At 60.2% G+C, this 23,305-nt stretch carries 20 protein-coding genes; 11 read left to right on the forward strand and 9 right to left on the reverse strand.

What is annotated here, in order from left to right:
- The first annotated feature begins 16 nt into the window (after window positions 1-16).
- Genes menD through menE form a run of 5 tightly spaced genes read left to right on the forward strand, consistent with a single transcriptional unit; the run spans window position 17 to window position 5,637 of the window.
- Complete coding sequence (menD, locus tag IM313_RS17770) at window positions 17-1,687, forward strand: 2-succinyl-5-enolpyruvyl-6-hydroxy-3-cyclohexene-1-carboxylic-acid synthase (RefSeq protein ID WP_192971264.1); 1,671 nt, start codon at window positions 17-19, stop codon at window positions 1,685-1,687.
- On the forward strand, window positions 1,684-2,460 hold the full coding sequence (menH, locus tag IM313_RS17775; RefSeq protein ID WP_192971265.1) for a 2-succinyl-6-hydroxy-2,4-cyclohexadiene-1-carboxylate synthase: 777 nt from the start codon (window positions 1,684-1,686) through the stop codon (window positions 2,458-2,460). Before menD ends, menH begins: the two co-directional genes overlap by 4 nt.
- Entirely contained in the window at window positions 2,457-3,314 is an 858-nt protein-coding gene (gene menB / locus IM313_RS17780; RefSeq protein WP_192971266.1) for a 1,4-dihydroxy-2-naphthoyl-CoA synthase, read from the forward strand. Before menH ends, menB begins: the two co-directional genes overlap by 4 nt.
- Window positions 3,314-4,279, forward strand: a complete 966-nt coding sequence (gene menC / locus IM313_RS17785; protein ID WP_192971267.1) for an o-succinylbenzoate synthase — start codon at window positions 3,314-3,316, stop codon at window positions 4,277-4,279. The genes menB and menC overlap by 1 nt, the downstream gene beginning before the upstream one ends.
- A complete protein-coding gene (menE, locus tag IM313_RS17790) occupies window positions 4,276-5,637 on the forward strand; it encodes an o-succinylbenzoate--CoA ligase (RefSeq protein ID WP_192971268.1) in 1,362 nt (453 codons plus the stop codon). Before menC ends, menE begins: the two co-directional genes overlap by 4 nt.
- Here the strand turns inward: menE and IM313_RS17795 are convergent, their stop codons facing one another.
- From IM313_RS17795 to IM313_RS17805, 3 genes are read right to left on the reverse strand one after another with little or no spacing between them, the layout of a single operon-like run.
- Window positions 5,638-7,152, reverse strand: coding sequence for a tripartite tricarboxylate transporter permease (locus tag IM313_RS17795; protein WP_192971269.1), 1,515 nt, complete (start codon window positions 7,150-7,152; stop codon window positions 5,638-5,640).
- An 11-nt stretch (window positions 7,153-7,163) separates the two neighbouring features.
- Complete coding sequence (locus IM313_RS17800; RefSeq protein WP_014884622.1) at window positions 7,164-7,595, reverse strand: tripartite tricarboxylate transporter TctB family protein; 432 nt, start codon at window positions 7,593-7,595, stop codon at window positions 7,164-7,166.
- Window positions 7,596-7,606: 11 nt separating this feature from the next.
- Complete coding sequence (locus IM313_RS17805; RefSeq protein WP_192971270.1) at window positions 7,607-8,587, reverse strand: tripartite tricarboxylate transporter substrate binding protein; 981 nt, start codon at window positions 8,585-8,587, stop codon at window positions 7,607-7,609.
- Between the two features lie 137 nt (window positions 8,588-8,724).
- On the opposite strand from IM313_RS17805, the gene tctD reads away from it, so the two are divergent.
- The 4 genes from tctD to IM313_RS17825 all read left to right on the forward strand — a co-directional run bounded on the left by tctD (window position 8,725) and on the right by IM313_RS17825 (window position 12,756).
- The gene (gene tctD / locus IM313_RS17810; protein WP_028013915.1) at window positions 8,725-9,399 is read left to right on the forward strand and encodes a transcriptional regulator TctD; all 675 of its coding nucleotides are present in this window, start codon (window positions 8,725-8,727) and stop codon (window positions 9,397-9,399) included.
- Window positions 9,386-10,795 carry a sensor histidine kinase gene (locus IM313_RS17815; RefSeq protein ID WP_192971271.1) on the forward strand — a complete coding sequence of 470 codons (1,410 nt, stop codon included), beginning with the start codon at window positions 9,386-9,388 and terminating at the stop codon, window positions 10,793-10,795. Before tctD ends, IM313_RS17815 begins: the two co-directional genes overlap by 14 nt.
- A gap of 128 nt (window positions 10,796-10,923) precedes the next feature.
- Window positions 10,924-11,463, forward strand: a complete 540-nt coding sequence (locus IM313_RS17820; RefSeq protein ID WP_028013913.1) for a YfaZ family outer membrane protein — start codon at window positions 10,924-10,926, stop codon at window positions 11,461-11,463.
- A gap of 93 nt (window positions 11,464-11,556) precedes the next feature.
- Entirely contained in the window at window positions 11,557-12,756 is a 1,200-nt protein-coding gene (locus IM313_RS17825; RefSeq protein ID WP_041908955.1) for a nicotinamide mononucleotide deamidase-related protein YfaY, read from the forward strand.
- Between the two features lie 33 nt (window positions 12,757-12,789).
- Here IM313_RS17825 and glpC read toward each other — a convergent pair whose 3' ends face one another.
- The 3 genes from glpC to glpA are packed head-to-tail and all read right to left on the reverse strand — an operon-like array spanning window position 12,790 to window position 16,812.
- On the reverse strand, window positions 12,790-13,980 hold the full coding sequence (gene glpC, locus IM313_RS17830) for an anaerobic glycerol-3-phosphate dehydrogenase subunit GlpC (protein ID WP_192971272.1): 1,191 nt from the start codon (window positions 13,978-13,980) through the stop codon (window positions 12,790-12,792).
- A complete protein-coding gene (gene glpB / locus IM313_RS17835; RefSeq protein ID WP_192971273.1) occupies window positions 13,977-15,194 on the reverse strand; it encodes a glycerol-3-phosphate dehydrogenase subunit GlpB in 1,218 nt (405 codons plus the stop codon). The genes glpC and glpB overlap by 4 nt, the downstream gene beginning before the upstream one ends.
- Window positions 15,184-16,812, reverse strand: coding sequence for an anaerobic glycerol-3-phosphate dehydrogenase subunit A (gene glpA, locus IM313_RS17840; RefSeq protein ID WP_192971274.1), 1,629 nt, complete (start codon window positions 16,810-16,812; stop codon window positions 15,184-15,186). Before glpA ends, glpB begins: the two co-directional genes overlap by 11 nt.
- 250 nt (window positions 16,813-17,062) lie before the next feature.
- Here glpA and glpT point away from each other — a divergent pair, with 250 nt between their 5' ends.
- Window positions 17,063-18,415, forward strand: coding sequence for a glycerol-3-phosphate transporter (gene glpT / locus IM313_RS17845; RefSeq protein ID WP_028013908.1), 1,353 nt, complete (start codon window positions 17,063-17,065; stop codon window positions 18,413-18,415).
- Window positions 18,416-18,426: 11 nt separating this feature from the next.
- Window positions 18,427-19,479 (forward strand): glycerophosphodiester phosphodiesterase, encoded by a 1,053-nt coding sequence (glpQ, locus tag IM313_RS17850; RefSeq protein ID WP_041908960.1) that lies wholly within the window; start codon window positions 18,427-18,429, stop codon window positions 19,477-19,479.
- A gap of 23 nt (window positions 19,480-19,502) precedes the next feature.
- On the opposite strand, the gene yfaE is transcribed toward glpQ, so the two are convergent.
- From yfaE to nrdA, 3 genes are read right to left on the reverse strand one after another with little or no spacing between them, the layout of a single operon-like run.
- Entirely contained in the window at window positions 19,503-19,757 is a 255-nt protein-coding gene (yfaE, locus tag IM313_RS17855) for a class I ribonucleotide reductase maintenance protein YfaE (protein ID WP_192971275.1), read from the reverse strand.
- Window positions 19,757-20,887, reverse strand: coding sequence for a class Ia ribonucleoside-diphosphate reductase subunit beta (nrdB, locus tag IM313_RS17860; protein ID WP_041908962.1), 1,131 nt, complete (start codon window positions 20,885-20,887; stop codon window positions 19,757-19,759). The genes yfaE and nrdB overlap by 1 nt, the downstream gene beginning before the upstream one ends.
- Before the next feature lie 49 nt (window positions 20,888-20,936).
- Complete coding sequence (nrdA, locus tag IM313_RS17865; RefSeq protein WP_028013905.1) at window positions 20,937-23,222, reverse strand: class 1a ribonucleoside-diphosphate reductase subunit alpha; 2,286 nt, start codon at window positions 23,220-23,222, stop codon at window positions 20,937-20,939.
- Between the last annotated feature and the right edge of the window lie 83 nt (window positions 23,223-23,305).

Consider the following 23,305-nt stretch of genomic DNA (forward strand, 5'->3'; position numbering starts at 1 on the left):
GATACCGGACAATCTCATGTCAGTAAGTTCTTTTAACCGACGCTGGGCGGCGGTGATCCTTGAAGCCCTGACGCGCCATGGCGTCAGGCACGTGTGTATTGCACCGGGTTCTCGCTCAACGCCGCTGACGCTGGCGGCGGCTGAAAACCGGGCGTTTGTTCACCACACCCACTTTGACGAGCGAGGTCTGGGACATCTCGCGCTCGGGCTGGCGAAGGTCAGCAAAGAACCCGTGGCGGTGATTGTCACTTCCGGTACCGCCGTGGCGAACCTCTATCCGGCCCTGATTGAAGCCGGGTTAACCGGTGAAAAACTGATCCTGCTGACGGCCGACCGTCCGCCTGAGCTAATCGACTGCGGCGCCAATCAGGCCATTCGCCAGCCCGGACTTTTTTCTACGCATCCTTCGCAGACGGTTTCGTTACCGCGTCCCACCCAGGATATTCCTGCAAGCTGGCTGGTCTCCACCGTCGATCACGCCATGGCGACATTGCGCAGCGGGGCGCTGCATATCAACTGCCCGTTTGCCGAGCCGCTGTACGGCGAGCTGGACGATACCGGCCTTGACTGGCAGCGGTCGCTCGGCGAATGGTGGCAGAGCGAAAAGCCGTGGCTGCGCGAGCAGACGCATCTTGAGAGAGCGAAACAGCGCGACTGGTTCTTCTGGCGGCAGAAGCGAGGCGTGGTCATCGCCGGGCGCATGAGCGCCGCCGAAGGCAGGCTGGTCGCCGAATGGGCGCAAACCCTCGGCTGGCCGCTGATTGGCGACGTGCTTTCCCAGACCGGCCAGCCGCTGCCGTGCGCCGATCTCTGGCTGGGTAACGCGAAAGCGGTTACTGAGCTTTCGCAGGCGCAGATTGTGGTCCAGATCGGCGCAAGCCTGACCGGAAAACGTCTGCTGCAGTGGCAGGCGACCTGCACGCCGGAAGAGTACTGGGTGGTGGACGCGCTGGAAGGGCGGCTCGACCCGGCGCACCATCGCGGCCGTCGTCTGGTGAGCAAAATTGATAGCTGGCTGGAACTGCACCCGGCGGAAAAACGTCAGCCCTGGGCGGTGGCGATCCCTGAGCTGTCGCGTCAGGCGTGGGAAATCACCAAAGCGCGCTGTGAGACATTCAGCGAGGCCGGGCTGGCGCACCGTATTCGCCAATACCTGCCAGAACAGGGGCAGCTGTTTGTCGGCAACAGCCTGGTCGTGCGGCTGATCGATGCCTTTTCGCAGCTGCCGGTGGGCTACCCGGTGTACAGCAACCGCGGTGCCAGCGGCATCGACGGGCTGATCTCGACGGCGGCGGGGGTGCAGCGCGCCAGCGCGAAATCGACGCTGGCGATCGTGGGCGATCTCTCCGCGCTCTACGATCTTAACGCGCTGGCGCTACTGCGTCAGGCGTCCGCGCCGTTTGTGCTGATTGTGGTCAACAACAACGGCGGGCAGATTTTCTCCCTGTTGCCAACGCCCCAGAGCGAGCGCGAGCGCTTCTATCTGATGCCGCAGAACGTGCAGTTTGAACACGCCGCGGCGATGTTCAGCCTGAAATACCATCGCCCGGAAAGCTGGGAACAGCTGGAAGCGGCGTTAAGCACCGCCTGGAAGCAGCCGGGCGCGACGCTGATTGAGCTGGTGGTGAACGAGGCCGACGGCGCGCAGACCCTGCAAAGCCTGCTGGCGCAGGTGAGCCAGCTGTGATCCTCTCGGGCGTGCAGCAGGCCGGAAAACCAGGCTATCCCTGGCTGGTCTTTTTGCACGGTTTTTCCGGCGACTGCCGCGAGTGGCAGGCTGTCGGGAAGCAACTCGGCGAGTATTCCCGGCTCTGTCTTGACCTGCCGGGCCACGGTGCGTCCGGGGATATTGCCGTGACGGGGTTCGAAGAGATGAGCACGTTACTTACCCGAACTCTACTTAGTTACAACATACTGAACTACTGGCTGGTGGGGTACTCCCTCGGCGGCCGCATTGCGATGTTTCATGCCTGCCAGCAGCCAAAGGGGCTGCTGGGGGTGATCGTTGAAGGTGGACATCCGGGCCTGCTTGATGAGGATGAGCGTCACGCGCGGTGGACATCCGACCGCCGCTGGGCGACGCGTTTTCGCACCGAACCGCTGGAAAAGGTCTTTACCGACTGGTATCAACAGCCGGTATTTGCTTCCCTCACTGACCACCAGCGCAAGGCGCTTATCGCCCTGCGCAGCCAGAACAACGGCGCGACGCTGGCGAAGATGCTCGAAGCAACGTCGCTGGCCGTGCAGCCCGATTTGCGTGCCGCGATTAGCGTATGCAATTTCCCTTTTGACTATCTCTACGGTGAACGTGACCAGAAGTTCGCGGCCCTGGCCGCTGAACTGGACGCCGTTCGCCATGCGATTCCAAACGCCGGACACAACGCCCACCGGGAAAACCCCGACGCGGTTGCCGCGAGTCTGGCTCAGATACTGCGTCTTCGAATAAAGGACACTCTATGATCTATCCTGATGAACACATGCTTTATGCGCCGATTGAATGGCAGGACTGCTCCGAAGGCTACACCGACATTCGTTACCACAAATCCGCCGACGGCATTGCCAAAATCACCATCAACCGTCCGCAGGTGCGTAACGCCTTCCGTCCGCTGACTGTCAAAGAGATGATTCAGGCCCTGGCGGATGCGCGCTACGACGACAGTATCGGCGTGATCGTGCTGACCGGTGAAGGCGAGAAGGCCTTCTGCTCCGGTGGCGATCAGAAGGTGCGCGGCGACTACGGCGGATACCAGGACGATGCGGGTACGCACCACCTGAACGTGCTGGATTTCCAGCGCCAGATCCGCACCTGTCCGAAACCGGTGGTGGCGATGGTGGCGGGCTACTCCATCGGCGGCGGCCACGTGCTGCACATGATGTGCGACCTGACCATCGCTGCTGAAAACGCCATCTTCGGCCAGACCGGCCCGAAAGTGGGCTCCTTCGACGGCGGCTGGGGCGCTTCCTACATGGCGCGCATCGTCGGGCAGAAAAAAGCCCGTGAAATCTGGTTCCTGTGCCGCCAGTACAACGCACAGGAAGCGCTGGATATGGGCCTGGTGAATACCGTGGTGCCGCTTGCCGATCTCGAAAAAGAGACCGTGCGCTGGTGCCGCGAGATGCTGCAAAACAGCCCGATGGCGCTGCGCTGCCTGAAAGCGGCACTTAATGCCGACTGTGACGGTCAGGCGGGTCTGCAGGAGCTGGCGGGTAACGCCACCATGCTGTTCTACATGACCGAAGAGGGTCAGGAAGGACGCAACGCGTTTAACGAAAAACGCCAGCCGGACTTCAGCAAATACAAACGGAACCCGTAATGCGTCGCGCGCAGGTTTACCGCTGGCAGATACCGATGGACGCGGGCGTGGTGCTGCGTGAACGGCGTTTAAAAACCCGTGACGGCTTCTTCGTGCATTTGCAGCAGGACGAGCAGGAAGGCTGGGGCGAGATTTCGCCTCTGCCGGGCTTTAGCCTGGAGTCGCTGGATGAGGCGCAGTCTGCATTGCTGACGTGGGTAAAGGCGTGGCGTGAGGGCGCAAACCCGGCATTACCGGACGCGCCTTCCGCCGCCTTTGGCATCAGCTGCGCGCTGGCGGAGCTGGACGGTAGCCTGCCGGAAGAGGCTAACTATCGCGCGGCACCGCTCTGCACGGGCGACCCGGACGAGCTGTTCGCGCTGCTCGCCGCCATGCCGGGCGAGAAAGTGGCGAAAATCAAAGTCGGTCTCTACGAAGCGGTGCGTGACGGCATGGTCGCCAACCTGCTGCTGGAAGCAATCCCCGATCTGCACCTGCGTCTGGATGCCAACCGCGCGTGGACGCCGCTTAAGGCGCTGCAGTTCGCGAAGTACGTCAACCCGGCGTACCGCAGCCGCATTGCCTTCCTCGAAGAACCGTGCAAAACCCGTGATGATTCGCGCGCCTTTGCCCGCGAAACGGGGATTGCCATCGCCTGGGATGAAAGCCTGCGCGAGGACGATTTTGAATTTGTCGCCGAGCCCGGCGTTAGCGCGGTGGTGATTAAGCCGACGCTAACCGGCAGCCTGGCGAAGGTGCGCGAGCAGGTCTCGGCGGCGCACGCGCTGGGGCTGACGGCGGTGATCAGCTCGTCGATAGAGTCCAGCCTGGGGCTGACCCAACTGGCGCGCATTGCCGCCTGGTTAACGCCTGACACGGTTCCCGGCCTCGACACGCTGAACCTGATGCAGGCTCAGCTTCTCCGCGAGTGGCCTGCCAGCACGCTGCCGTGCCTCGACGCAGAGGCGCTGGAGCCGTTGCTATGAGTTTTACCGACTGGCCCTGGCGTCACTGGCGCGCGCTTTTTGCCGATAAACCGGCCCTGAGACTGAATGATGAAGCGCTTACCTGGCAGCAGTTGTGCGCGCGCGTCGAGCGCCTTGCGGCAGGGTTTCACCAGCAGGGTGTGGCGGAGGGCGACGGCGTACTGCTGCTGGCCTATAACCACCCGCAAACGCTGCTGGCATGGCTGGCGCTGCTTCAGTGCGGGGCACGTATTCTTCCCGTTAATCCGCAGCTGCCGCGCCCGCTGCTCGACGTGCTGATCCCGCAGATGACGCTGCGCTTTGCGCTGGTGCTGGACGGCAGCTACGACGGCCTTCACGGCCTGAGCATGTGCGAGCCAGCAGATGCGTACTGCGCTGCGTGGCAGCCGTCGCGGCTGGCCACCATGACGCTCACCTCCGGCTCCACCGGGCTGCCGAAGGCGGCGGTGCATACCTGCGCCGCCCATCTTGCCAGCGCCCGCGGCGTGCTGTCGCTGATGCCCTACGGGGATAATGACGACTGGCTGCTTTCGCTGCCGCTGTTTCACGTTTCCGGCCAGGGGATTTTATGGCGCTGGCTGCAGGCCGGTGCGCGCTTAACCGTGCGCGAGAAGCAGCCGCTGGAGCAGGCGCTACGCGGCTGCACCCACGCCTCGCTGGTGCCGACCCAGCTCTGGCGTCTCCTCAATAGCGAAAGCCACATCGCACTGAAAGCGGTGCTGCTCGGCGGGGCGGCCATTCCCGTGACGCTGACGCAAAAGGCCCGGGAACAGGGCGTTCGGACGTACTGCGGCTACGGCCTCACCGAGTTTGCCTCTACCGTCTGCGCAAAAGAGGCTGACGGCGATCCGGACGTGGGCCGTGCGCTGCCGGGCAGAGAGGTGCAGGTCGTTAACGGTGAAGTCTGGATCAAAGCGCAGAGCATGGCTTCCGGCTACTGGCGGGACGGCGCGCTGATACCGCTGACCAACGCGCAGGGCTGGTTTGCCACTCGCGATCGCGGGGAATGGCATGGCGACCGTCTGACGATTTTAGGCCGCATGGACAATCTCTTTTTCAGCGGTGGAGAGGGGATCCAGCCGGAATCGCTGGAGCGCGTTATCGCCGCGCATCCGCAGATTAACCAGGTGTTTATCGTCCCGCTGGATGACGCCGAGTTTGGACAGCGTCCGGTGGCGGTGGTGGAGTGCGAGCCGGGAACGGATATCACCCGTTTCCCGACCTGGGTACAGGGCAGGCTGGCGCGCTTTGAGCAGCCCGTTCACTGGCTGGTGCTGCCGGCTGAGCTAAAAAATGGCGGGATTAAGATCTCCCGCCAGGCGTTAAAGCAGTGGGTCAATGCCCAGCTGTCCGTATAGTTAGCCGATATCCGGCTCCGGTTTGCGCTGGCGACGACGCAGCAGGCGCAACACCGGCGGCACCACAATCACCATGACCGCGAGCGCTAACAGAACCTTCGCGACGCTGCTGTCCCACAGTATCGACACATTACCGTTGCTGATGGACAGGGCGCGGCGCAGGTTCTGCTCCAGCATCTCACCCAGCACAAAGCCCAAAATCAGCGGAGACATTGGGAAGTGCATTTTTCGCAGGATGTAGCCGAACACGCCGAGGACCACCATCAGCACGAGGTCAAACGTGGTGCTGTGCACCGCGTAAACCCCCACCGCAGAGACGGCGGCAATGGCGGGCACCAGGAACCACAGCGGAATCGTCAGCATGCGGGTGAACAGCCCAATCAGCGGGATATTCATCACCAGTAGCATGACGTTGGCGATCAGCAGCGCGGCAATCAGCCCCCAGACAATATCAGGCTGCTCGGTAAACATCGCCGGGCCGGGAGTAATGTTATAGAGCGTCAGCGCGCCCATCATCACCGCCGTGGTGCCGGATCCCGGCACGCCCAGGGTCAGCATCGGGATAAACGAACCGCAGGCCGAGGCGTTATTGGCCGCCTCAGGCGCGGCGACGCCGCGAATATCGCCTTTACCAAAGTTGTCGCTATTGCCGCTGAGCTTCTTCTCGGTCATGTAGGTGATGGCGCTGGCGATAGTGGCCCCGGCGCCCGGCAGGATGCCGACGAAGAAGCCAATCACCGACGAGCGCAGCGTGGCGCCGATGCACTGCGCGCCCTCTTTAGCGCTAAAGAGCATCCGGCCGGTTTTGCGCACCAGCGTCTGCCCGCTGCTAGTATGCTCCAACATCAGTAAGATCTCAGAGACAGAGAACAGGCCGATCACGACGACAATGAACTGCACGCCATCGGACAGGTGAACGCTGTCGAAGGTAAAGCGATAGACCCCGGTGTTGGCATCCACGCCGACGGTGGCTAACCCTAAGCCAATCAGCGCGGATAAAAACGACTTCAGCGGATTTTGCGCCATCATGCTGCCGAGGCAGGCAAAGGCGAACACCATCAGGGCAAAATATTCTGCCGGACCAAACGCCAGCGACCACTGGGCCAGCGCAGGAGCGAACAGAATAATGCCGCCAATGGCAATCAGTGAGCCAAAGAATGAACTGACCGCAGAGATGGAGAGCGCCACGCCGCCGCGTCCCTGCCGCGCCATTGGGTAGCCGTCCAGCGCGGTCATGATCGCCGCCGCATCCCCCGGCACGTTAAGCAGGATCGACGAAATGCGTCCGCCATATTCACAGCCGATGTAGACCGTTGCCAGCAGGATCAGCGCCGATTCCGCAGGCAGATGCAGGGCAAACGCCAGCGGGAGTAAAATCGCCACGCCGTTGATCGGCCCAAGGCCCGGCAGCAGGCCGACAATCGTGCCCACGAAACAGCCGATCAGGGCGATCACCAGGTTTTCCGGGGTCATCGCCACGGCGAACCCCTGCGAGAGGTAAATCCAGGTATCCATAGCGTGCTCCGTTAATTAAGCCAGGCGCCGAGCGGTAACGTCACGTCCAGCAGGCGGTCAAAGGCGTACCACAGTAAAATCCCCATCACCACGCCTGAGATCCCCGCCGCGGGGAGGGTGGCGTTAAATAGCATGCCGATGACCATCGTCAGAATGGCGGTCGCCACCGGGAAGCCGAGCCACTCAAAGCCCCAGGCATACATCAGCAGGACAATCACCATCACCAGCAGACGCTGCAGAATGCGACGCGGCGGCCACTCGACGGTATCCGGGTGGCGAAGCAGCAGCGCCACCGAGCAGAGCAGCATCAGGCCGACGATGCCCATCGGGAAGGGGCGGGGTCCCACGGGTTCATAGCTGTATTCGCTGTGGATCTGCCAGGCGACAAACATCCCGCCAACGCAGAGCAGCAGCCATATCCCGGCAAAAATACGATCGCTCATAGCGCCTCCGGTTATTTCGCCAGGCCAAAGGCTTTCGCCTGTTCGCGGTAGCCATTCACCTGTTTTTTGACGTACTCATCCAGTGGCTTCCCGGTCAGGTTAAACTCAAACAGTCCGCGCAGATCGCGCTGTTTCTTAAACTCTTCGGTCTGCTGGAGCTTGTTGAACGCGTCGACCCACCACTGGTACTCGGCGTCGGTCACTTTTGGCCCGACGAAGAAGCCGCGGATGATCGGCCAGACCAGGTTATAACCCTGTTCTTTGGCGGTCGGGACGTTCGCCAGCTGGCCCGGCAGACGTTTTTCCGAGAAGACCGCCAGCACGCGGATTTTATCCCCGCTCAGGTACGGCACCATCTCGCTGAGATCGCCGGAAACGGCCTGAACGTGGTTGCCCATCAGCGCCGTGACCGGTTCGCCGCCGCCCTCAAAGGCCACGTAGCGCATCTTGTGCGGGTCAACCTTCGCCTGCTGGGCGAGAAGGGCCGCTTTCATCCAGTCCTGGCTGCCGATAGACGCCCCTGCGCCAATCACCACGCTGTTCGGATCTTTTTCCATAGCGGTCAGCAGATCTTTCAGGGATTTCCACGGGGAATCGGCACGCACGGCAATCATTCCGTAGTCGGTGCCGACGGTCGCCAGCCAGCGCACGTCGTCCACACCGTAGCGGCCAAACTTGCCCTGCGACAGGTTCAGCAGCGAGCCGCCGGAGAAGGCCACCACCGTTCCCGCTTCCGCCGGACGTTGCGCGACAATCGCGTTATAGGCCACCGCGCCCACGCCGCCTGGCATGTAGGTGACGCGCATCGGTTTCTCAATGGCCTTCGTCTCCAGCAGGCTGACCTGAATAAGCTTGCAGGTGAGATCGAAACCGCCGCCCGGTTTGGCCGGGGCGATACATTCGGTACGGGACGGAGCGTCCTGGGCCTGAACGACAGAGGTACTCAACAGCAATACGCTTGCAGCAAGGGTAGAAAGTAATTGTTTTTTCATCGTTTATCCTCACGCCGGGGGAACGGGTCTTTTTTTCTGATTATGTGAACCACCTTGTAGCGGTTCCGTTGCGTGATTGTTAAAACAATAACCTTTCATTTCCCTTTCAACGGGACACCAACTTTACAGGATGTGACATGCGTCTCTTACTCGCAGAAGATAATCGTGAGCTGGCCCACTGGCTGGAGAAAGCGCTGGTGCAGGAAGGCTTTGCCGTGGACTGCGTCTCCGACGGACGTGCCGCCGACCATCTGCTGCAGGGTGAAAACTACGCGGTCGCTATTCTGGACATCGGCATGCCCGGTTTTGACGGCCTGGAAGTGGTCCACCGCCTCAGAAAACGGGGGCAAACGCTGCCGGTGCTGTTTCTTACCGCCCGCAGCAACGTGGCGGATCGGGTGAAGGGACTGAACGCCGGGGCAGATGACTATCTGCCAAAACCGTTTGAGCTGGAGGAGCTTGACGCGCGTCTGCGCGCCCTGTTGCGCCGAAGCGAGGGTCGAACGCAGGAGCGCCAGCGCCTTGGGGAGCTGGAGTATGACGACGAGGGCTTTTTCCTGCTGCGCGATGAACCGCTTTCCCTGACGCCGCGGGAGCTCTCCCTGCTGAAAGTGCTGATGCACCGCCGGACCCGTCCGGTTTCACGACAGCAGCTTTTCGACCAGGTGTTCAGCCTGAACGACGACGTCAGCCCTGAAAGCATCGATCTCTATATTCACCGGTTGCGTAAGAAGCTGACCGGCAGCGGCGTGCGGATCACCACCCTTCGGGGGCTTGGGTACGTGCTGGAGTGCGGCGATGAGGTGGGTTAAGCCGCAGTCGCTCTATCTGCAGCTGTTGCTTTTCCTGGGTCTGCCGCTGCTGCTGCTGTGGGGATTGTCGGCCTTTAACAGCTACGTTAGCGCGCTGCAGGCGGCCACGCAGGCCTACGATCGCACGCTGTTATCCTCTGCCCGCACCATTTCCGAGCGGCTGGAGGTGCGCAACGGCAGGCTGGCGGTGGGCGTGCCCTGGGTTGTGCTCGACAGCTTTGAGCTCAACATGAACGACCGGCTCTACTATAAGGTGGTCGACCCCGACGGCCGGGTGATCTCCGGCTATGACGATCTGCCGAAGATGCCGCCTGCGACGTCGCGCACCACGCTCTATCCGGCGCTGGCCTGGTTTTACCACACTGAATATCGCGGCCAGGCGATTCGGGTGGCGCGCCTGCTGCAGCCCGTAAATGAAGATAATGTTTTTGGCATGGCGGAGATTTACGTCGCCGAGACGCTCCAGTCCCGCCGCTATCTCGCCAGCCAGCTGCTCTTTTCATCCTGGGTTTCACAGGGGCTGCTGGTGCTGCTGACGCTGGTGCTGACCGCATGGCTGCTGCGCCGCGTGCTGCGCCCAATGCGCCAGCTTTCGTCACTGATGGTGCGGCGCGAGCCGGGCCTGCTCGCACCGCTGCCGGAGCTGCTGCCCTGGTCGGAGACCCGGCTGCTGATAGTCGCCTTTAACCGCTATATCGACCGGCTGCGCGGCGTGCTTTCGCGTCAGGAACGCTTTAACGCGGATGCGTCGCACCAGCTCAAAACGCCGCTGGCGGTGCTTAAAACCCAGGTCTCCGTCGCCCTCGCGCGTCAGGATCCCGCCCTGTGGCAGGAGAGCCTGCGGGCAATGAATGCCACCCTGGACGACACTATCGTGCTCACCGAACGGCTGCTGCAGCTTTCAGCGGTGAAGGGAAAAGAGCAGGGGGATCGTCATTTTACGCCTGTGGATCTGGTTCAGGTGGTGCAGAACTGCTGCTTTTCCCGGCTGGCGCAGGCGCGGAGCAAGGCGATCGATTTAGGATATGACGGTGTACAGCAGCCAGTCACGATCGAAGGCGATGACGTTCTGCTGGGCGAGCTGTGCGCCAACCTGCTGGAGAACGCGATTAAATATACGCCTGCAGGCGGGACCGTGACCGTATTCCTGCGCGTGGATGGCGGCGCCGTTGAGCTGAGCGTTGAGGACAGCGGCCCCGGCATTGAAGAGGATCAGATCTACCAGGCGATGCAGCCTTTCCACCGTCTGGACAACGTCGGGAACGCCGCCGGTTCCGGGATTGGGCTGGCGCTGGCGGGGGATATCGCCCGGCTGCACCGCAGCCATTTGCAGCTGACTCGCAGCGAAACGCTGGGTGGCCTTTGCGTCAAAATGCGCTTTCTGCTGCTTACGTAAAAAAGCCGGGGGTTTCAAATCGTTACAATCTTCCTGTCCGCCGCACGCAGAGTGCTTGATCCCCCGGAGACTCAGGTTAAAATCTCGCGGTTTTGGGGACTTCTCTATAATTATGCAGGATCGCGACAATGAAAAAAGTGGCATTACTGGGCCTCGGCCTGATGGTTGTATCTGCGGCGGCTAACGCCATTAGCATTAATGGTTCGGCGGGTCAGGACTATACCCACCTCGGTTTTGGCATGGGTACTGACACCTCCGGTCTGGCAATGACCGGCGGCTGGACGCACAACGATGACGACGGCGACGCGGCAAGCCTCGGCCTCGGTCTGAATATTCCTCTTGGCCCATTCCTGGCCACCGTTGGCGGTAAAGGTATCTACACCAACCCAAATGACGGTGATGAAGGGTACGCAGCGGCAGTGGGCGGCGGCCTGCAGTGGAAAATTGGCGACAGCTTCGGCCTGTTTGGCGAGTACTACTACTCTCCGGATTCCCTCTCCAGCGGTATCGACAGCTATGAAGAAGCCAACGCCGGCGCGCGCTGGACCATCATGCGTCCGATTACCATCGAAGCGGGCTACCGTTATCTGAACCTGGCCGGTAAAGACGGCAACCGCGATAACGCGCTGGCTGACGGCCCGTACGTGGGCGTGAGCGCAGGCTTCTAATCGTTCCGGCGCGGCGTTCCGTCGCGCCAGTTTCTCTCATCTCCACCCCGCGTTTGCGCTATAGTGTTTTGACCAAATAAGCGGGAGAACACAATGATTAACGTGGAGATGTTATCCACCGGCGACGAAGTGCTGCACGGACAGATTATTGATACCAATGCTGCCTGGCTTGCCGATCTTTTCTTTGAGCAAGGATTACCGTTAACGCGCCGCAATACCGTGGGCGACAATCTGGAGTCACTGGTCGCTGTTCTGCGCGAGCGCAGTGAACAGTGCGACGTGCTGATCGTGAACGGCGGGCTCGGCCCCACCGGTGACGATCTCAGCGCGCTGGCCGCCGCGACCGCAAAAGGCGAAGGGCTGGTGCTGCACGAGGCGTGGCTTTCGCAGATGGAACGCTTCTTCTCCGAACGTGGCCGCGTCATGGCCCCCAGCAACCGCAAGCAGGCTGAAATTCCCGCCAGCGCCGAGCTGGTTGATAACCCGGTCGGTACCGCCTGCGGGTTTGCCATGCAGCTGAACCGCTGCCTGATGTTCTTCACGCCGGGCGTACCCTCCGAATTTAAGGTAATGGTCGAGCAGCAGATCCTGCCGCGCCTTCGCCAGCGTTTTACTCTGCCTGAACCTCCGCTGTGCCTGCGCCTGACCACCTTTGGCCGCTCGGAAAGCGATCTGGCCCAGAGCCTTGACCACCTTCCGCTGCCGCCGGGCGTCTCCATGGGTTATCGCTCCTCTATGCCGATCATTGAACTCAAATTAACAGGACCGGCCACGCAGAAAGAGGCGATGCTGGCCCTGTGGCCTGAGGTGCAGCGCGTGGCGGGCGAAAGCCTGATTTTTGAAGGGACGGAAGGGTTGCCTGAGCAGATTGCAAAACATCTGCAGACTCGCCAGCTCAGCGTGACCTTAAGCGAGCAGTTCACCGGTGGCCTGCTGGCGCTGCAATTGTCGCGCGTCAACGCCCCGCTGCTCGCCAGCGAAGTTGTTCCGTTTCAGCAGGAGACCCTGGCGCAAACCGCCCGCTGGGCTTCCGAAAGAAGGGTGAAGCATTTTGCCGGTCTGGCGCTGTTTGTCGGCGGGCTGGATGAGGATTACCTCAACTTCGCGCTGGCGACGCCGGAAGGCACCTGGGCGCTGCGGGTAAAAATGAGCATCACCCGCCACAGCCTGGCGGTGCGTCAGGAGGTGTGCGCCATGATGGCGCTGAATATGCTGCGCCGCTGGCTCAACGGCAAAGAGGTCGCCAGCGAGCACGGCTGGATTAACGTTGTCGAGTCGCTGTTCGTTGAGTAATGCCTGTGCCGGGGTCTTTCGCCCCGGCAACGTTCAGCCCAGCGCTTTCGCCAGCAGGGTAATCGGATGTTCGCAGCGCTTGCTGGTGGACATCTCAATCTGCCATTTACAGGTTTCGCAGTCCGTCACCACGATATCCGCGCCGCTCTCTTCAATCTGGCGGAACAGCGGGGCGCCAATTGCCTGCGAGGTTTCGTAGTTTTCACGCTTAAAGCCGTAGGTGCCTGCGATGCCGCAGCAGCGCGAATCCAGCACCGTCAGCTCCAGCCCCGGAATTAACCGCAGCAGCTCCAGCGTATAAAGCGACCAGCCCATTTTCTCCATATGACACGGGGTGTGATAGACCACCTTCAGCGGCAATGTTCCCAGCGGCAACGTCTTTCCGCTGTCCAGCTTGCGCCAGAGGAAGCGCGTCGCCAGCTCGATGTGCTCGCGCAGTCCGGCGTTATCCACGTCCAGCAGGTGCGGATACTCATCGCGCAGGGTGAAGGTGCAGGTGGACGACGTCGCCAGCACCGGCATGCCTTTATCCACAATCGCTTCGCGCAGGGAGGTGACGTTGCTTTTGGCCTGCCTGCGCGCTTTATCGGTAAACCCGTTGGCAATCAGCGGCACGCCGCAGCACTTCTCTTTGCTAAGCAGCTGTACGCCGGTTCCCATGGCGTTCAGCACCTTCAGCAGGTCTTTTCCCAGCTGCGGGTGGTTGTAGTTCACATAGCAGCCGTGGAAAAAGGTTACCCGATCGTCGTACTGCGCCTGCTGCTCCGCGACGGTTTTATACCAGCGACGGAAGGTGCCGTGAGAATATTTTGGCAGGCTGCGGTGATGGTCTATTTTAAGCGTGGCATCCAGCAGCTGACGCACCGGCTTGAGTGAGGTTGCGGCATTCACCAGCGGGGCAAACGGCGTGGAGACGCTGCCCATCAGATCGGTATGGCTCAGGATCGCATCGCGCAGTGTCGGCTTTTGCGTGCTGTAGCGCGCCCTGGCGCGCTGGATGATGTCGCCGATTTTTACGTCCGACGGGCAGGCGACCTCGCAGCGCTTGCAGTTGATGCAGTATTTCAGCGCCTCGTCGTACAGCCTGCCGTCCTTCAGGCGCAGGCGCTCGCCGTCCGGCCCGGCCTGCTTTGGCCCAGGGTAGCGCGGGTTTACGCCGCTGACCGGGCAGACGGTGGTACAGACCGTGCATTTAATGCAGCTTTCGAAACGGGTGTCATTCATTGTTCAGCCTCCACGCGCTGGATAATCTGCTCGGCTACATACAGCGCCGTGACGGCGCAAACCCCGCCGCCGCATCCCTGGGGGATCGGATCGTATCCGCCCAGCAGCGAGCCGATGGCAAAAAGATTATCGGCGGGCATACCGGAAAGCTGCGGATGTAGCCGGTTATCGACAATTACGCCAAACTGCTGCCAGGGCTGCGGCGTGAAGAAATCACACTGATACCAGTCCGTGCGGGAAGCGGTTTGCCGCACATCCAGCCCCATAATCGCTTCCCGGATGCCCTCCCGGCTGCTCAGCAGCCCGTTGCTGAAGAAGCTTCCGCTCGCCAGCACCGTATAGCGGGCGCGAAGCGGAATATCCTCGTGGTTGCGCGTCCAGATTTCGCTCACCGCGCCGTCGGTCAGGGTGATTTTTTTCACCTCGTCACCCGCCATCCACACGCCGCCCTGCGCAACAAACTGGCGCTGAAGCTGGGTGTGCAGACGAATGCCGGGTACGGAAGGGGGAAGCGTCGGCAGTAAACCGAGCGTGCAGGGCAGACGATCCGAGAGCCAGCGCCAGAGCCGGTTGTCGTTTAAACCAAAGCAGGCGGGCATTAACAGGGCATCGCAGGTTTCACCGAGCGGCCTGAGCGCGTCATACAGCAGCGGCCATTTGTCCTCGTTATCCAGAAAACGGGCGATATTCACCGCGCGAAACTCGCTCGGGTTATCGCGCAGGATATCCAGCTCGGGCAGCTCTATTTCTGCCGTGTCGGCGTTGATGCCCTGGCGACAGAGCGAGGCCGCAGCGAGATGGGGTTGAAAATCCAGAAAGCCGCTAATACCCACCACCCGCACTCGTCCCGCGTTGACGGGGGCCACGGGGACTTCCTCCGGGCTGAGCCACGCGGAGCGCAGGGTGCCGAGCGGCGTGATGCGCTGGTGATTTTGCCTGGCGCTTCCCTTCAGACGCGCGCCGCAGCCCGCCAGCAGCGCTTCGGCTTCCAGCGCAAAGCGGTCAATATGCTGCGCGCCAACCAGGTGATAGGGGTGCTCCGGCGGCAGCCTGTCGCGGTACGCTTCGTCCACCAGATCCAGCGATCCCGACGAGAAGTGCAGGGCGCTCTGGCCGCGGGTGATAATGGCACAGCGCAGCCCCTGCTTCGTGAGTTTGATGCCGCAGAGCAAGCCTGCCAGCCCGCCGCCGACGATTACGGTATCAAATTTCATCGTGTTGCTCCTTCTCCAGGCCGCAAAGCCCCTGATAGACCCAGCGGGTAAATTCGCTTTCGCGCAGGGCATCGCCCCAGGCGACAGGCTGAATGCCTTTCCAGCGCTCGTTCAAAAACGCGCTGAGCTGATCGAGCGACTGGGTGGCGGTGGTGGTATGAAAACGCTGCAGCAGCCCGGCGGCACGGCAGGCGCACAGCTCGCCCTGACAGGTCCCCATTCCGACGCGGGTGCGGCGGCGGAGATCCAACAGGCTGTTGACCGTCAGGTTCTCTACCGCGTACTGCACTTCGCCTGCGGTAACGGCTTCGCACTCGCACACCAGGCTGCGGCTCAGTCGTCCTTCACCGAGCCACTGCGGCGTTCTGTCGCCGTGGCGGTAGATGGCCGAACCGCGCAGTGGCGCGGGCAGGGAGATGATTTTTTGCAGCGTTTTTTCGGTAGACTGGCGCGATCCCGGCAACGGCTGTTCTGCGGTAACGCACGGTTCGGTATTTCCGAGCTTGCGGCAGACGGCATCGGTCGCCCACTCGGCCATCAGCCGGTAGGTCATCAGCTTGCCGCCGGTAATGGTGATAAACCCGTCCATGCCGTCGCGCTCGGCGTGATCGAGCAGCACGATGCCCCGGCTGACGTTACGTCCGCTCGGATCGTTATCGCTGGCGACAAGGGGACGCACGCCCGCGTAGGCGCGCAGGATACGCGTCTGCGCCATCACCGGCGCCAGCTTTTCCCCTTCGCGCAGCAGAATATCCACTTCTTCGGCGGTGACCCGGTTGACGTCAATGTCGCTGTAGTCAACGTGCGTTGACGTCGTACCGATGAGCGAAATGGTGTCGCCCGGCACCAGAATGTCGGCGTCAGACGGTTTGCGGCAGCGGTTGATGACGTGGTTATTGATGCGGTGGTCAAGGATCAGCAGCGAACCTTTGGCCGGGAACATGCGGATGGATAAGTCGGCGTATTCCGCGATGCGCTGGCCCCAGATCCCCGCCGCGTTGACCAGCACGGCGGCGTGCAGCTCGCTGTGCTCGTTGTACTGTGTATCAAACACCCGCACGCCGCAGATGCGATGACCCTCGCGGATAAGCCCGGTCACTTCATGTCCGGTCAGAATGCGCGCGCCATGCTCGCGGGCGTCCAGCATGTTGGCGGCGGTCAGGCGGAACGGATCGACGGTGCCGTCAGGCACCTTCACCGCGCCGATCATTGTCGGGTTCACCGACGGCTCCAGCCGCCGGGCCAGCGCCGGATCCATAGCCTCAGCCTGAATGCCCGCTGCAGTACAGGCGGTTATGAAGGTTGACTGAAAGGCGAGGTCATCTTCGGGAAGGGTAATAAAGAGGCCGTCGGTCGGCTCTATGCAGTGTCGGGCGATACGCTTGAGGATCTGGTTTTCAGCGATACATTCGCGCGCGGATTCACCGTCGGTGACCGCATACCGCGCGCCGCTGTGCAGCAGGCCGTGGTTACGTCCCGTCGCGCCGGTGGCGATATCGTGGCGCTCCAGAAGCGTGACGCTTAAGCCGCGAAGGGCGCAGTCGCGTGCGATGCCGGCGCCGGTTGCGCCACCGCCAATGATAATCACATCGCTGTAGCGTGGATCGTGAATTGTCATTGCCTTTCCTCTATGTTCGTTTTTTAGCATTTAGCCACATAGATCGTGTGGTTTGTTTGATTTCGAACATAAACGCGCGAAATTCGAAACTGAAACGTGATTTCATGCGCTTTTTTGCGCATTCTGTCATATTTCTGTAACAATCTGTGCGTTGATTCACAGTAACAAACCGCATGTTTTTTTAACATCCCCGCCTCTGTAACCGGGCGCGAGATGCCTGGTCATTTTTTGAAAGGCCACGGAGGCTGTTATGCTCAGTATCTTCAAACCTGCGCCACATCGGGCGCGACTGCCAGAGGCAGAGATCGATCCTCTCTACCGCCGTCTGCGTTGGCAAATCTTCCTCGGGATCTTCTTCGGGTATGCGGCGTACTATCTTGTACGTAAAAACTTTGCGCTCGCCATGCCGTATCTGGTGGAGCAGGGCTTCTCTCGCGGCGACCTGGGCTTCGCGCTGTCGGGGATCTCCATCGCCTACGGTTTTTCTAAATTCATCATGGGTTCCGTGTCGGACCGTTCGAATCCGCGCGTGTTCCTGCCCGCCGGTCTGATCCTCGCGGCAGCGGTCATGCTGTTCATGGGCTTTGTGCCGTGGGCGACGTCCAGCATTGCCATCATGTTCGTGCTGCTGTTCCTCTGCGGCTGGTTCCAGGGGATGGGGTGGCCACCGTGCGGACGTACCATGGTGCACTGGTGGTCGCAGAAGGAGCGTGGCGGCATTGTGTCGGTGTGGAACTGCGCGCATAACGTCGGGGGCGGGCTTCCACCTCTGCTGTTCCTGCTGGGGATGGCCTGGTTCAACGACTGGCACGCGGCGCTCTACATGCCTGCCTTTGGTGCTATTCTGGTGGCGATTATTGCCTTCGCCCTGATGCGCGACACGCCGCAGTCCTGCGGGCTGCCGCCAATCGAAGAGTACAAAAATGACTATCCGGATGACTACAGCGAGAAGCACGAAGAAGAGCTGACCGCGAAACAGATCTTCATGAAGTACGTGCTGCCGAACAAGCTGCTGTGGTACATCGCGGTGGCGAACGTGTTCGTATACCTGCTGCGCTACGGCATCCTTGACTGGTCCCCGACCTACCTGAAAGAGGTGAAGCACTTCGCGCTGGATAAATCCTCCTGGGCGTACTTCCTGTATGAATATGCCGGGATCCCGGGCACGCTGATTTGCGGCTGGATGTCGGACAAAGTGTTTAAAGGCAACCGCGGCGCAACGGGCGTGTTCTTTATGACCCTGGTAACCATCGCGACTGTCGTTTACTGGCTTAACCCGCCGGGTAACCCATCAGTAGACATGGCCTGTATGATCGTTATCGGCTTCCTGATTTACGGCCCGGTGATGCTGATCGGTCTGCACGCGCTTGAGCTGGCGCCGAAAAAAGCGGCGGGCACGGCGGCAGGCTTTACCGGTCTGTTTGGCTACCTCGGTGGTTCCGTCGCGGCGAGCGCTATCGTGGGCTACACCGTTGACTTCTTCGGCTGGGACGGCGGCTTTATGGTGATGATCGGCGGCAGCGTGCTGGCGGTTCTGCTGCTGGTTGTTGTGATGATCGGCGAGAAACGTCACCACGCGGAAGTGCTGGCGCGTCGTCAATAAGGAGCATTGCGATGAAATTAACTCCATTAACCACCGGCCTGCTGCTGGCAGGCCTGATGACTGGCTCTGCCCTGGCGGCCGATAAAATCGTTATCGCCCACCGCGGTGCCAGCGGCTATCTGCCGGAGCATACGCTGCCGGCGAAAGCGATGGCCTATGCCCAGGGGGCGGATTACCTGGAGCAGGATCTGGTGATGACGAAGGACGACCAGCTGGTCGTCCTGCATGACCACTATCTTGACCGCGTCACGGACGTGGCGGAGCGTTTCCCGGACCGCGCGCGCAAAGACGGTCGTTACTACGCCATCGACTTTACCCTGGATGAAATTCGCTCTCTGAAGTTTACCGAAGGCTTTGAGATTGAAAACGGCAAGAAGGTGCAGGTCTACCCGGGACGCTTCCCGATGGGCAAATCTGACTTCCGGATCCATACCTTCCAGGAAGAGATTGAGTTTGTTCAGGGGCTGAACCACTCGACCGGTAAAAATATCGGTATCTACCCGGAAATCAAAGCGCCGTGGTTCCACCATCAGGAAGGGAAGGACATTGCCGCGAAGACGCTGGAGGTGCTGAAACAGTACGGCTACACCAGCAAGAAGGATAAAGTTTACCTGCAGTGTTTTGACGCCGCCGAGCTGAAGCGCATCAAAACCGAGCTGGAGCCGAAGATGGGGATGGATCTCAATCTGGTGCAGCTGATTGCCTACACCGACTGGAACGAAACCCAGGAGAAACAGCCGGACGGGAAGTGGGTGAACTACAGCTACGACTGGATGTTCAAGCCGGGCGCGATGAAGCAGATTGCTCAGTACGCTGACGGCATCGGGCCGGATTATCACATGCTGGTGGCGGAAGGCTCAACGCCTGGCCACGTGAAGCTGACGGCGATGGTGAAAGAGGCGCACGCCAGCAAGATGCAGGTGCATCCGTACACGGTGCGTGCCGACCAGCTGCCGCCATATGCCACCGATGTGAATCAGCTTTACGAGGTGTTGTATAAGCAGGCGGACGTGGACGGGCTGTTTACGGATTTCCCGGATAAAGCGGTGACGTTCTTAAAATAGAAAAAGGGCCGTAAGGCCCTTTTTTACATCTCAATCTCAATATCGCCTTTTGCCCGGCAGCAGCAGGGCAAAATTTCCCCTTCACTGATAAAGGCCAGCGGTTCGGTCAGCCAGTCCACCTGGCCTGCGACCAGACGGCAGCGGCAGGAGCCGCAATAGCCTTCACGACACTGGTACTCTACCTCCACCTGATGCGCTTCAAGCGCCACCAGCAGGGAAGGGTGCTCTTCCTGGCACAGCAGTTCGGTGCCAGAAAGGCTCAGCGTTACGCGCGTCATCAGAGCTGGAAGTCGCTCAGGTCGTCGGTGTTGACTTCAGAATCAATCTGACCGACCAGATAAGAGCTCACTTCCACTTCCTGCGGCGCAACCTGCACGTTATCGGATACCAGCCAGGTGTTGATCCACGGAATCGGGTTAGAGCGCGTCTGGAACGGCAGGTCCAGACCAACCGCCTGCATGCGGATGTTGGTGATGTACTCCACGTACTGGCACAGAATATCTTTGTTCAGGCCAATCATGGAGCCGTCGCGGAACAGGTAGTCTGCCCACTCTTTCTCCTGCTGCGCCGCCAGCACGAACAGGTCGTAGCACTCCTGCTTGCACTCTTCGGCGATTTCCGCCATCTCCGGGTCGTCCGTACCGCTGCGCAGCAGGTTCAGCATGTGCTGGGTGCCGGTCAGGTGCAGGGCTTCGTCACGAGCGATCAGACGGATGATTTTGGCGTTGCCTTCCATCAGCTTGCGCTCGGCAAAGGCGAAGGAGCAGGCGAAGCTCACGTAGAAGCGGATCGCTTCCAGGGCGTTAACGCTCATCAGGCAGAGGTACAGCTGCTTTTTCAGCGCGCGCAGGTTCACGGTAACGGTTTTGCCGTTCACGCTGTGGGTGCCTTCGCCCAGCAGATGCCAGTAGCTGGTCATCTCGATCAGCTCGTCGTAGTAGTGCGCAATGCCTTCCGCGCGCTTCTGGATCTGCTCGTTAGTGACGATATCGTCAAACACCACCGCCGGATCGTTCACGATGTTGCGGATGATGTGGGTATAAGAGCGGGAGTGGATCGTCTCAGAGAACGCCCAGGTTTCCACCCAGGTTTCCAGCTCAGGAATCGAGATCAGCGGCAACAGCGCCACGTTCGGGCTACGGCCCTGAATGGAGTCCAGCAGCGTCTGGTACTTCAGATTGCTGATGAAAATATGCTTTTCGTGATCCGGCAGCGACTGGTAATCAATACGGTCGCGGGAAACGTCAACTTCTTCCGGACGCCAGAAGAAGGAGAGTTGCTTTTCAATCAGCTTTTCGAAGATGTCATATTTTTGCTGATCGTAGCGTGCCACGTTGACCGGCTGGCCGAAGAACATTGGCTCTTTGAGCTGGTCGTTTTTCGTCTGTGAAAAGGTGGTATATGCCATGAGTATGTCCTGTCTTACGAAATAAAGGCGGGGATATCCCCGCCCTTCATTAGATCTTACATGCGCCGCTTTCGCAGCCATCGTCCTGAATTGACGGTACCAGGTCGTCCTGCGCGTCTTCTGCACCGTCACGGGTGTTGTGATAGTACAGCGTTTTCACGCCAAATTTGTAGGCGGTGAGCAGGTCTTTCAACAGCTGCTGCATCGGTACCTTGCCGGACGGGAAGCGCGTCGGGTCGTAGTTAGTATTGGCAGAGATCGACTGGTCGATAAACTTCTGCATGATACCCACCAGCTGCAGGTAGCCGTCGTTGTTTGGCATCTCCCACAGCAGTTCGTAGTTGTTGCCCAGCGTTTCGTAATCCGGCACCACCTGACGCAGCACGCCGTCTTTCGACGCTTTAATGCTGACGTGGCCGCGCGGTGGCTCAATACCGTTGGTGGCGTTGGAGATCTGCGAAGAGGTCTCGGACGGCATCAGGGCAGAGAGCGTGGAGTTACGCAGGCCGTGCGTTTTGATGGACTCGCGCAGGCCTTCCCAGTCCAGGTGCAGCGGCTCGCTGACGATCGCATCCAGGTCTTTCTTATAGGTGTCGATCGGCAGAATGCCTTTTGCATAGGTGGTTTCGTTGAACCACGGGCACGCGCCTTGCTCTTTCGCCAGCTCGTTAGAGGCTTTCATCAGGTAGTACTGAATCGCTTCGAACGTCTGGTGCGTCAGGTTGTTAGCGCTGCCGTCGGAGTAACGCTTGCCGTTTTTCGCCAGCCAGTAGGCGAAGTTGATCACGCCGATACCCAGGGTACGACGGCCCATTGCGCCGCGTTTAGCGGCCGGGATTGGGTAATCCTGGTAGTCCAGCAGGGCATCCAGCGCACGTACCGCCAGCACGGCCAGCTCTTCCAGCTCGTCCAGACTTTTAATCGCACCCAGGTTGAACGCGGAGAGCGTACACAGGGCGATTTCGCCGTTTTCGTCGTTCACGTCTTCCAGCGGTTTGGTTGGCAGGGCGATCTCCAGGCACAGGTTAGACTGGCGCACTGGCGCAACCGCCGGATCAAACGGGCTGTGGGTATTGCAGTGGTCAACGTTCTGGATGTAGATACGGCCGGTAGAGGCGCGCTCCTGCATCATCAGGGAGAACAGGTCTACCGCCTTCAGGCGCTGTTTACGGATGCTGTCGTCTTTTTCATATTTGGTGTACAGACGCTCGAACTCGTCCTGATCGGCGAAGAACGCGTCATACAGGCCCGGGACGTCGGACGGGCTGAACAGGGTGATGTCTTCCCCTTTCAGCAGACGGGTGTACATCAGCTTGTTGATCTGCACGCCGTAGTCCATGTGACGCACGCGGTTGCCTTCCACGCCGCGGTTGTTTTTCAGTACCAGCAGGCTTTCCACTTCCAGGTGCCACATTGGGTAGAACAGGGTCGCTGCGCCGCCGCGCACGCCGCCCTGAGAGCAGGATTTTACCGCCGTCTGGAAGTGCTTGTAGAACGGGATACAGCCGGTGTGGAACGCTTCACCGCCGCGAATCGGGCTGCCCAGCGCGCGGATGCGACCGGCGTTGATGCCGATACCGGCACGCTGGGAGACGTATTTCACGATGGCGCTGGAGGTGGCGTTGATGGAATCCAGGCTGTCACCACACTCGATCAGTACGCAAGAGCTGAACTGACGGGTAGGGGTGCGCACGCCAGACATGATCGGCGTTGGCAGAGAAATTTTGAACGTCGATACCGCATCGTAGAAACGCTTCACGTAGTCCAGACGGGTGTCGCGCGGGTAGTTTGAGAACAGGCAGGCAGCCACCAGAATATAGAGGAACTGGGCGCTTTCGTAGATCTCACCGGTCACACGGTTCTGAACCAGGTATTTGCCTTCGAGCTGCTTCACCGCCGCGTAGGAGAAGTTCATGTCGCGCCAGTGATCGATAAACCCGTTCATCTGCTCGAACTCTTCTTCCGTATAGTCTTCCAGCAGATGCGTGTCGTATTTGCCCAGCTCAACCATTTTCACCACGTGATCGTAAAGCTTCGGCGGCTCGAACTGGCCGTAGGCTTTCTTACGCAGGTGGAAAATCGCCAGACGCGCAGCGAGGTACTGATAATCCGGTGCGTCGCGGGAGATCAGATCCGCCGCTGCTTTGATAATGGTTTCGTGGATATCAGACGTTTTGATGCCGTCGTAGAACTGAATGTGGGAACGCAGTTCAACCTGGGAGATAGATACGTTGTTCAGCCCTTCTGCTGCCCAGTCGAGAACTCGATGGATTTTGTCCAGATTGATACGCTCGGTAGTACCGTCGCGCTTTGTCACCAGCAGACTCTGATTCATGTGGGTTTTACCTGTCCGTGAAATAAAAAATATCCCCCGCTTATCCACAGATCCGTCTTGTGACTAACTCTGTGGATAAATAC

Origin of the sequence: Enterobacter cloacae complex sp. P2B (assembly GCF_014895985.1) — a bacterium.
Lineage (GTDB): Bacteria > Pseudomonadota > Gammaproteobacteria > Enterobacterales > Enterobacteriaceae > Enterobacter > Enterobacter bugandensis.

What these genes read in the sequence shown, in the direction of transcription:
- menD (WP_192971264.1), top strand. Translation starts at nt 17, where the DNA reads ATGTCAGTAAGTTCTTTTAACCGACGCTGGGCGGCGGTGATCCTTGAA.
- menB (WP_192971266.1), top strand. Translation starts at nt 2,457, where the DNA reads ATGATCTATCCTGATGAACACATGCTTTATGCGCCGATTGAATGGCAG.
- menC (WP_192971267.1), top strand. Translation starts at nt 3,314, where the DNA reads ATGCGTCGCGCGCAGGTTTACCGCTGGCAGATACCGATGGACGCGGGC.
- menE (WP_192971268.1), top strand. Translation starts at nt 4,276, where the DNA reads ATGAGTTTTACCGACTGGCCCTGGCGTCACTGGCGCGCGCTTTTTGCC.
- IM313_RS17795 (WP_192971269.1), bottom strand. Translation starts at nt 7,152, where the DNA reads ATGGATACCTGGATTTACCTCTCGCAGGGGTTCGCCGTGGCGATGACC.
- IM313_RS17800 (WP_014884622.1), bottom strand. Translation starts at nt 7,595, where the DNA reads ATGAGCGATCGTATTTTTGCCGGGATATGGCTGCTGCTCTGCGTTGGC.
- IM313_RS17805 (WP_192971270.1), bottom strand. Translation starts at nt 8,587, where the DNA reads ATGAAAAAACAATTACTTTCTACCCTTGCTGCAAGCGTATTGCTGTTG.
- tctD (WP_028013915.1), top strand. Translation starts at nt 8,725, where the DNA reads ATGCGTCTCTTACTCGCAGAAGATAATCGTGAGCTGGCCCACTGGCTG.
- IM313_RS17815 (WP_192971271.1), top strand. Translation starts at nt 9,386, where the DNA reads ATGAGGTGGGTTAAGCCGCAGTCGCTCTATCTGCAGCTGTTGCTTTTC.
- IM313_RS17820 (WP_028013913.1), top strand. Translation starts at nt 10,924, where the DNA reads ATGAAAAAAGTGGCATTACTGGGCCTCGGCCTGATGGTTGTATCTGCG.
- IM313_RS17825 (WP_041908955.1), top strand. Translation starts at nt 11,557, where the DNA reads ATGATTAACGTGGAGATGTTATCCACCGGCGACGAAGTGCTGCACGGA.
- glpC (WP_192971272.1), bottom strand. Translation starts at nt 13,980, where the DNA reads ATGAATGACACCCGTTTCGAAAGCTGCATTAAATGCACGGTCTGTACC.
- glpB (WP_192971273.1), bottom strand. Translation starts at nt 15,194, where the DNA reads ATGAAATTTGATACCGTAATCGTCGGCGGCGGGCTGGCAGGCTTGCTC.
- glpA (WP_192971274.1), bottom strand. Translation starts at nt 16,812, where the DNA reads ATGACAATTCACGATCCACGCTACAGCGATGTGATTATCATTGGCGGT.
- glpT (WP_028013908.1), top strand. Translation starts at nt 17,063, where the DNA reads ATGCTCAGTATCTTCAAACCTGCGCCACATCGGGCGCGACTGCCAGAG.
- glpQ (WP_041908960.1), top strand. Translation starts at nt 18,427, where the DNA reads ATGAAATTAACTCCATTAACCACCGGCCTGCTGCTGGCAGGCCTGATG.
- yfaE (WP_192971275.1), bottom strand. Translation starts at nt 19,757, where the DNA reads ATGACGCGCGTAACGCTGAGCCTTTCTGGCACCGAACTGCTGTGCCAG.
- nrdB (WP_041908962.1), bottom strand. Translation starts at nt 20,887, where the DNA reads ATGGCATATACCACCTTTTCACAGACGAAAAACGACCAGCTCAAAGAG.
- nrdA (WP_028013905.1), bottom strand. Translation starts at nt 23,222, where the DNA reads ATGAATCAGAGTCTGCTGGTGACAAAGCGCGACGGTACTACCGAGCGT.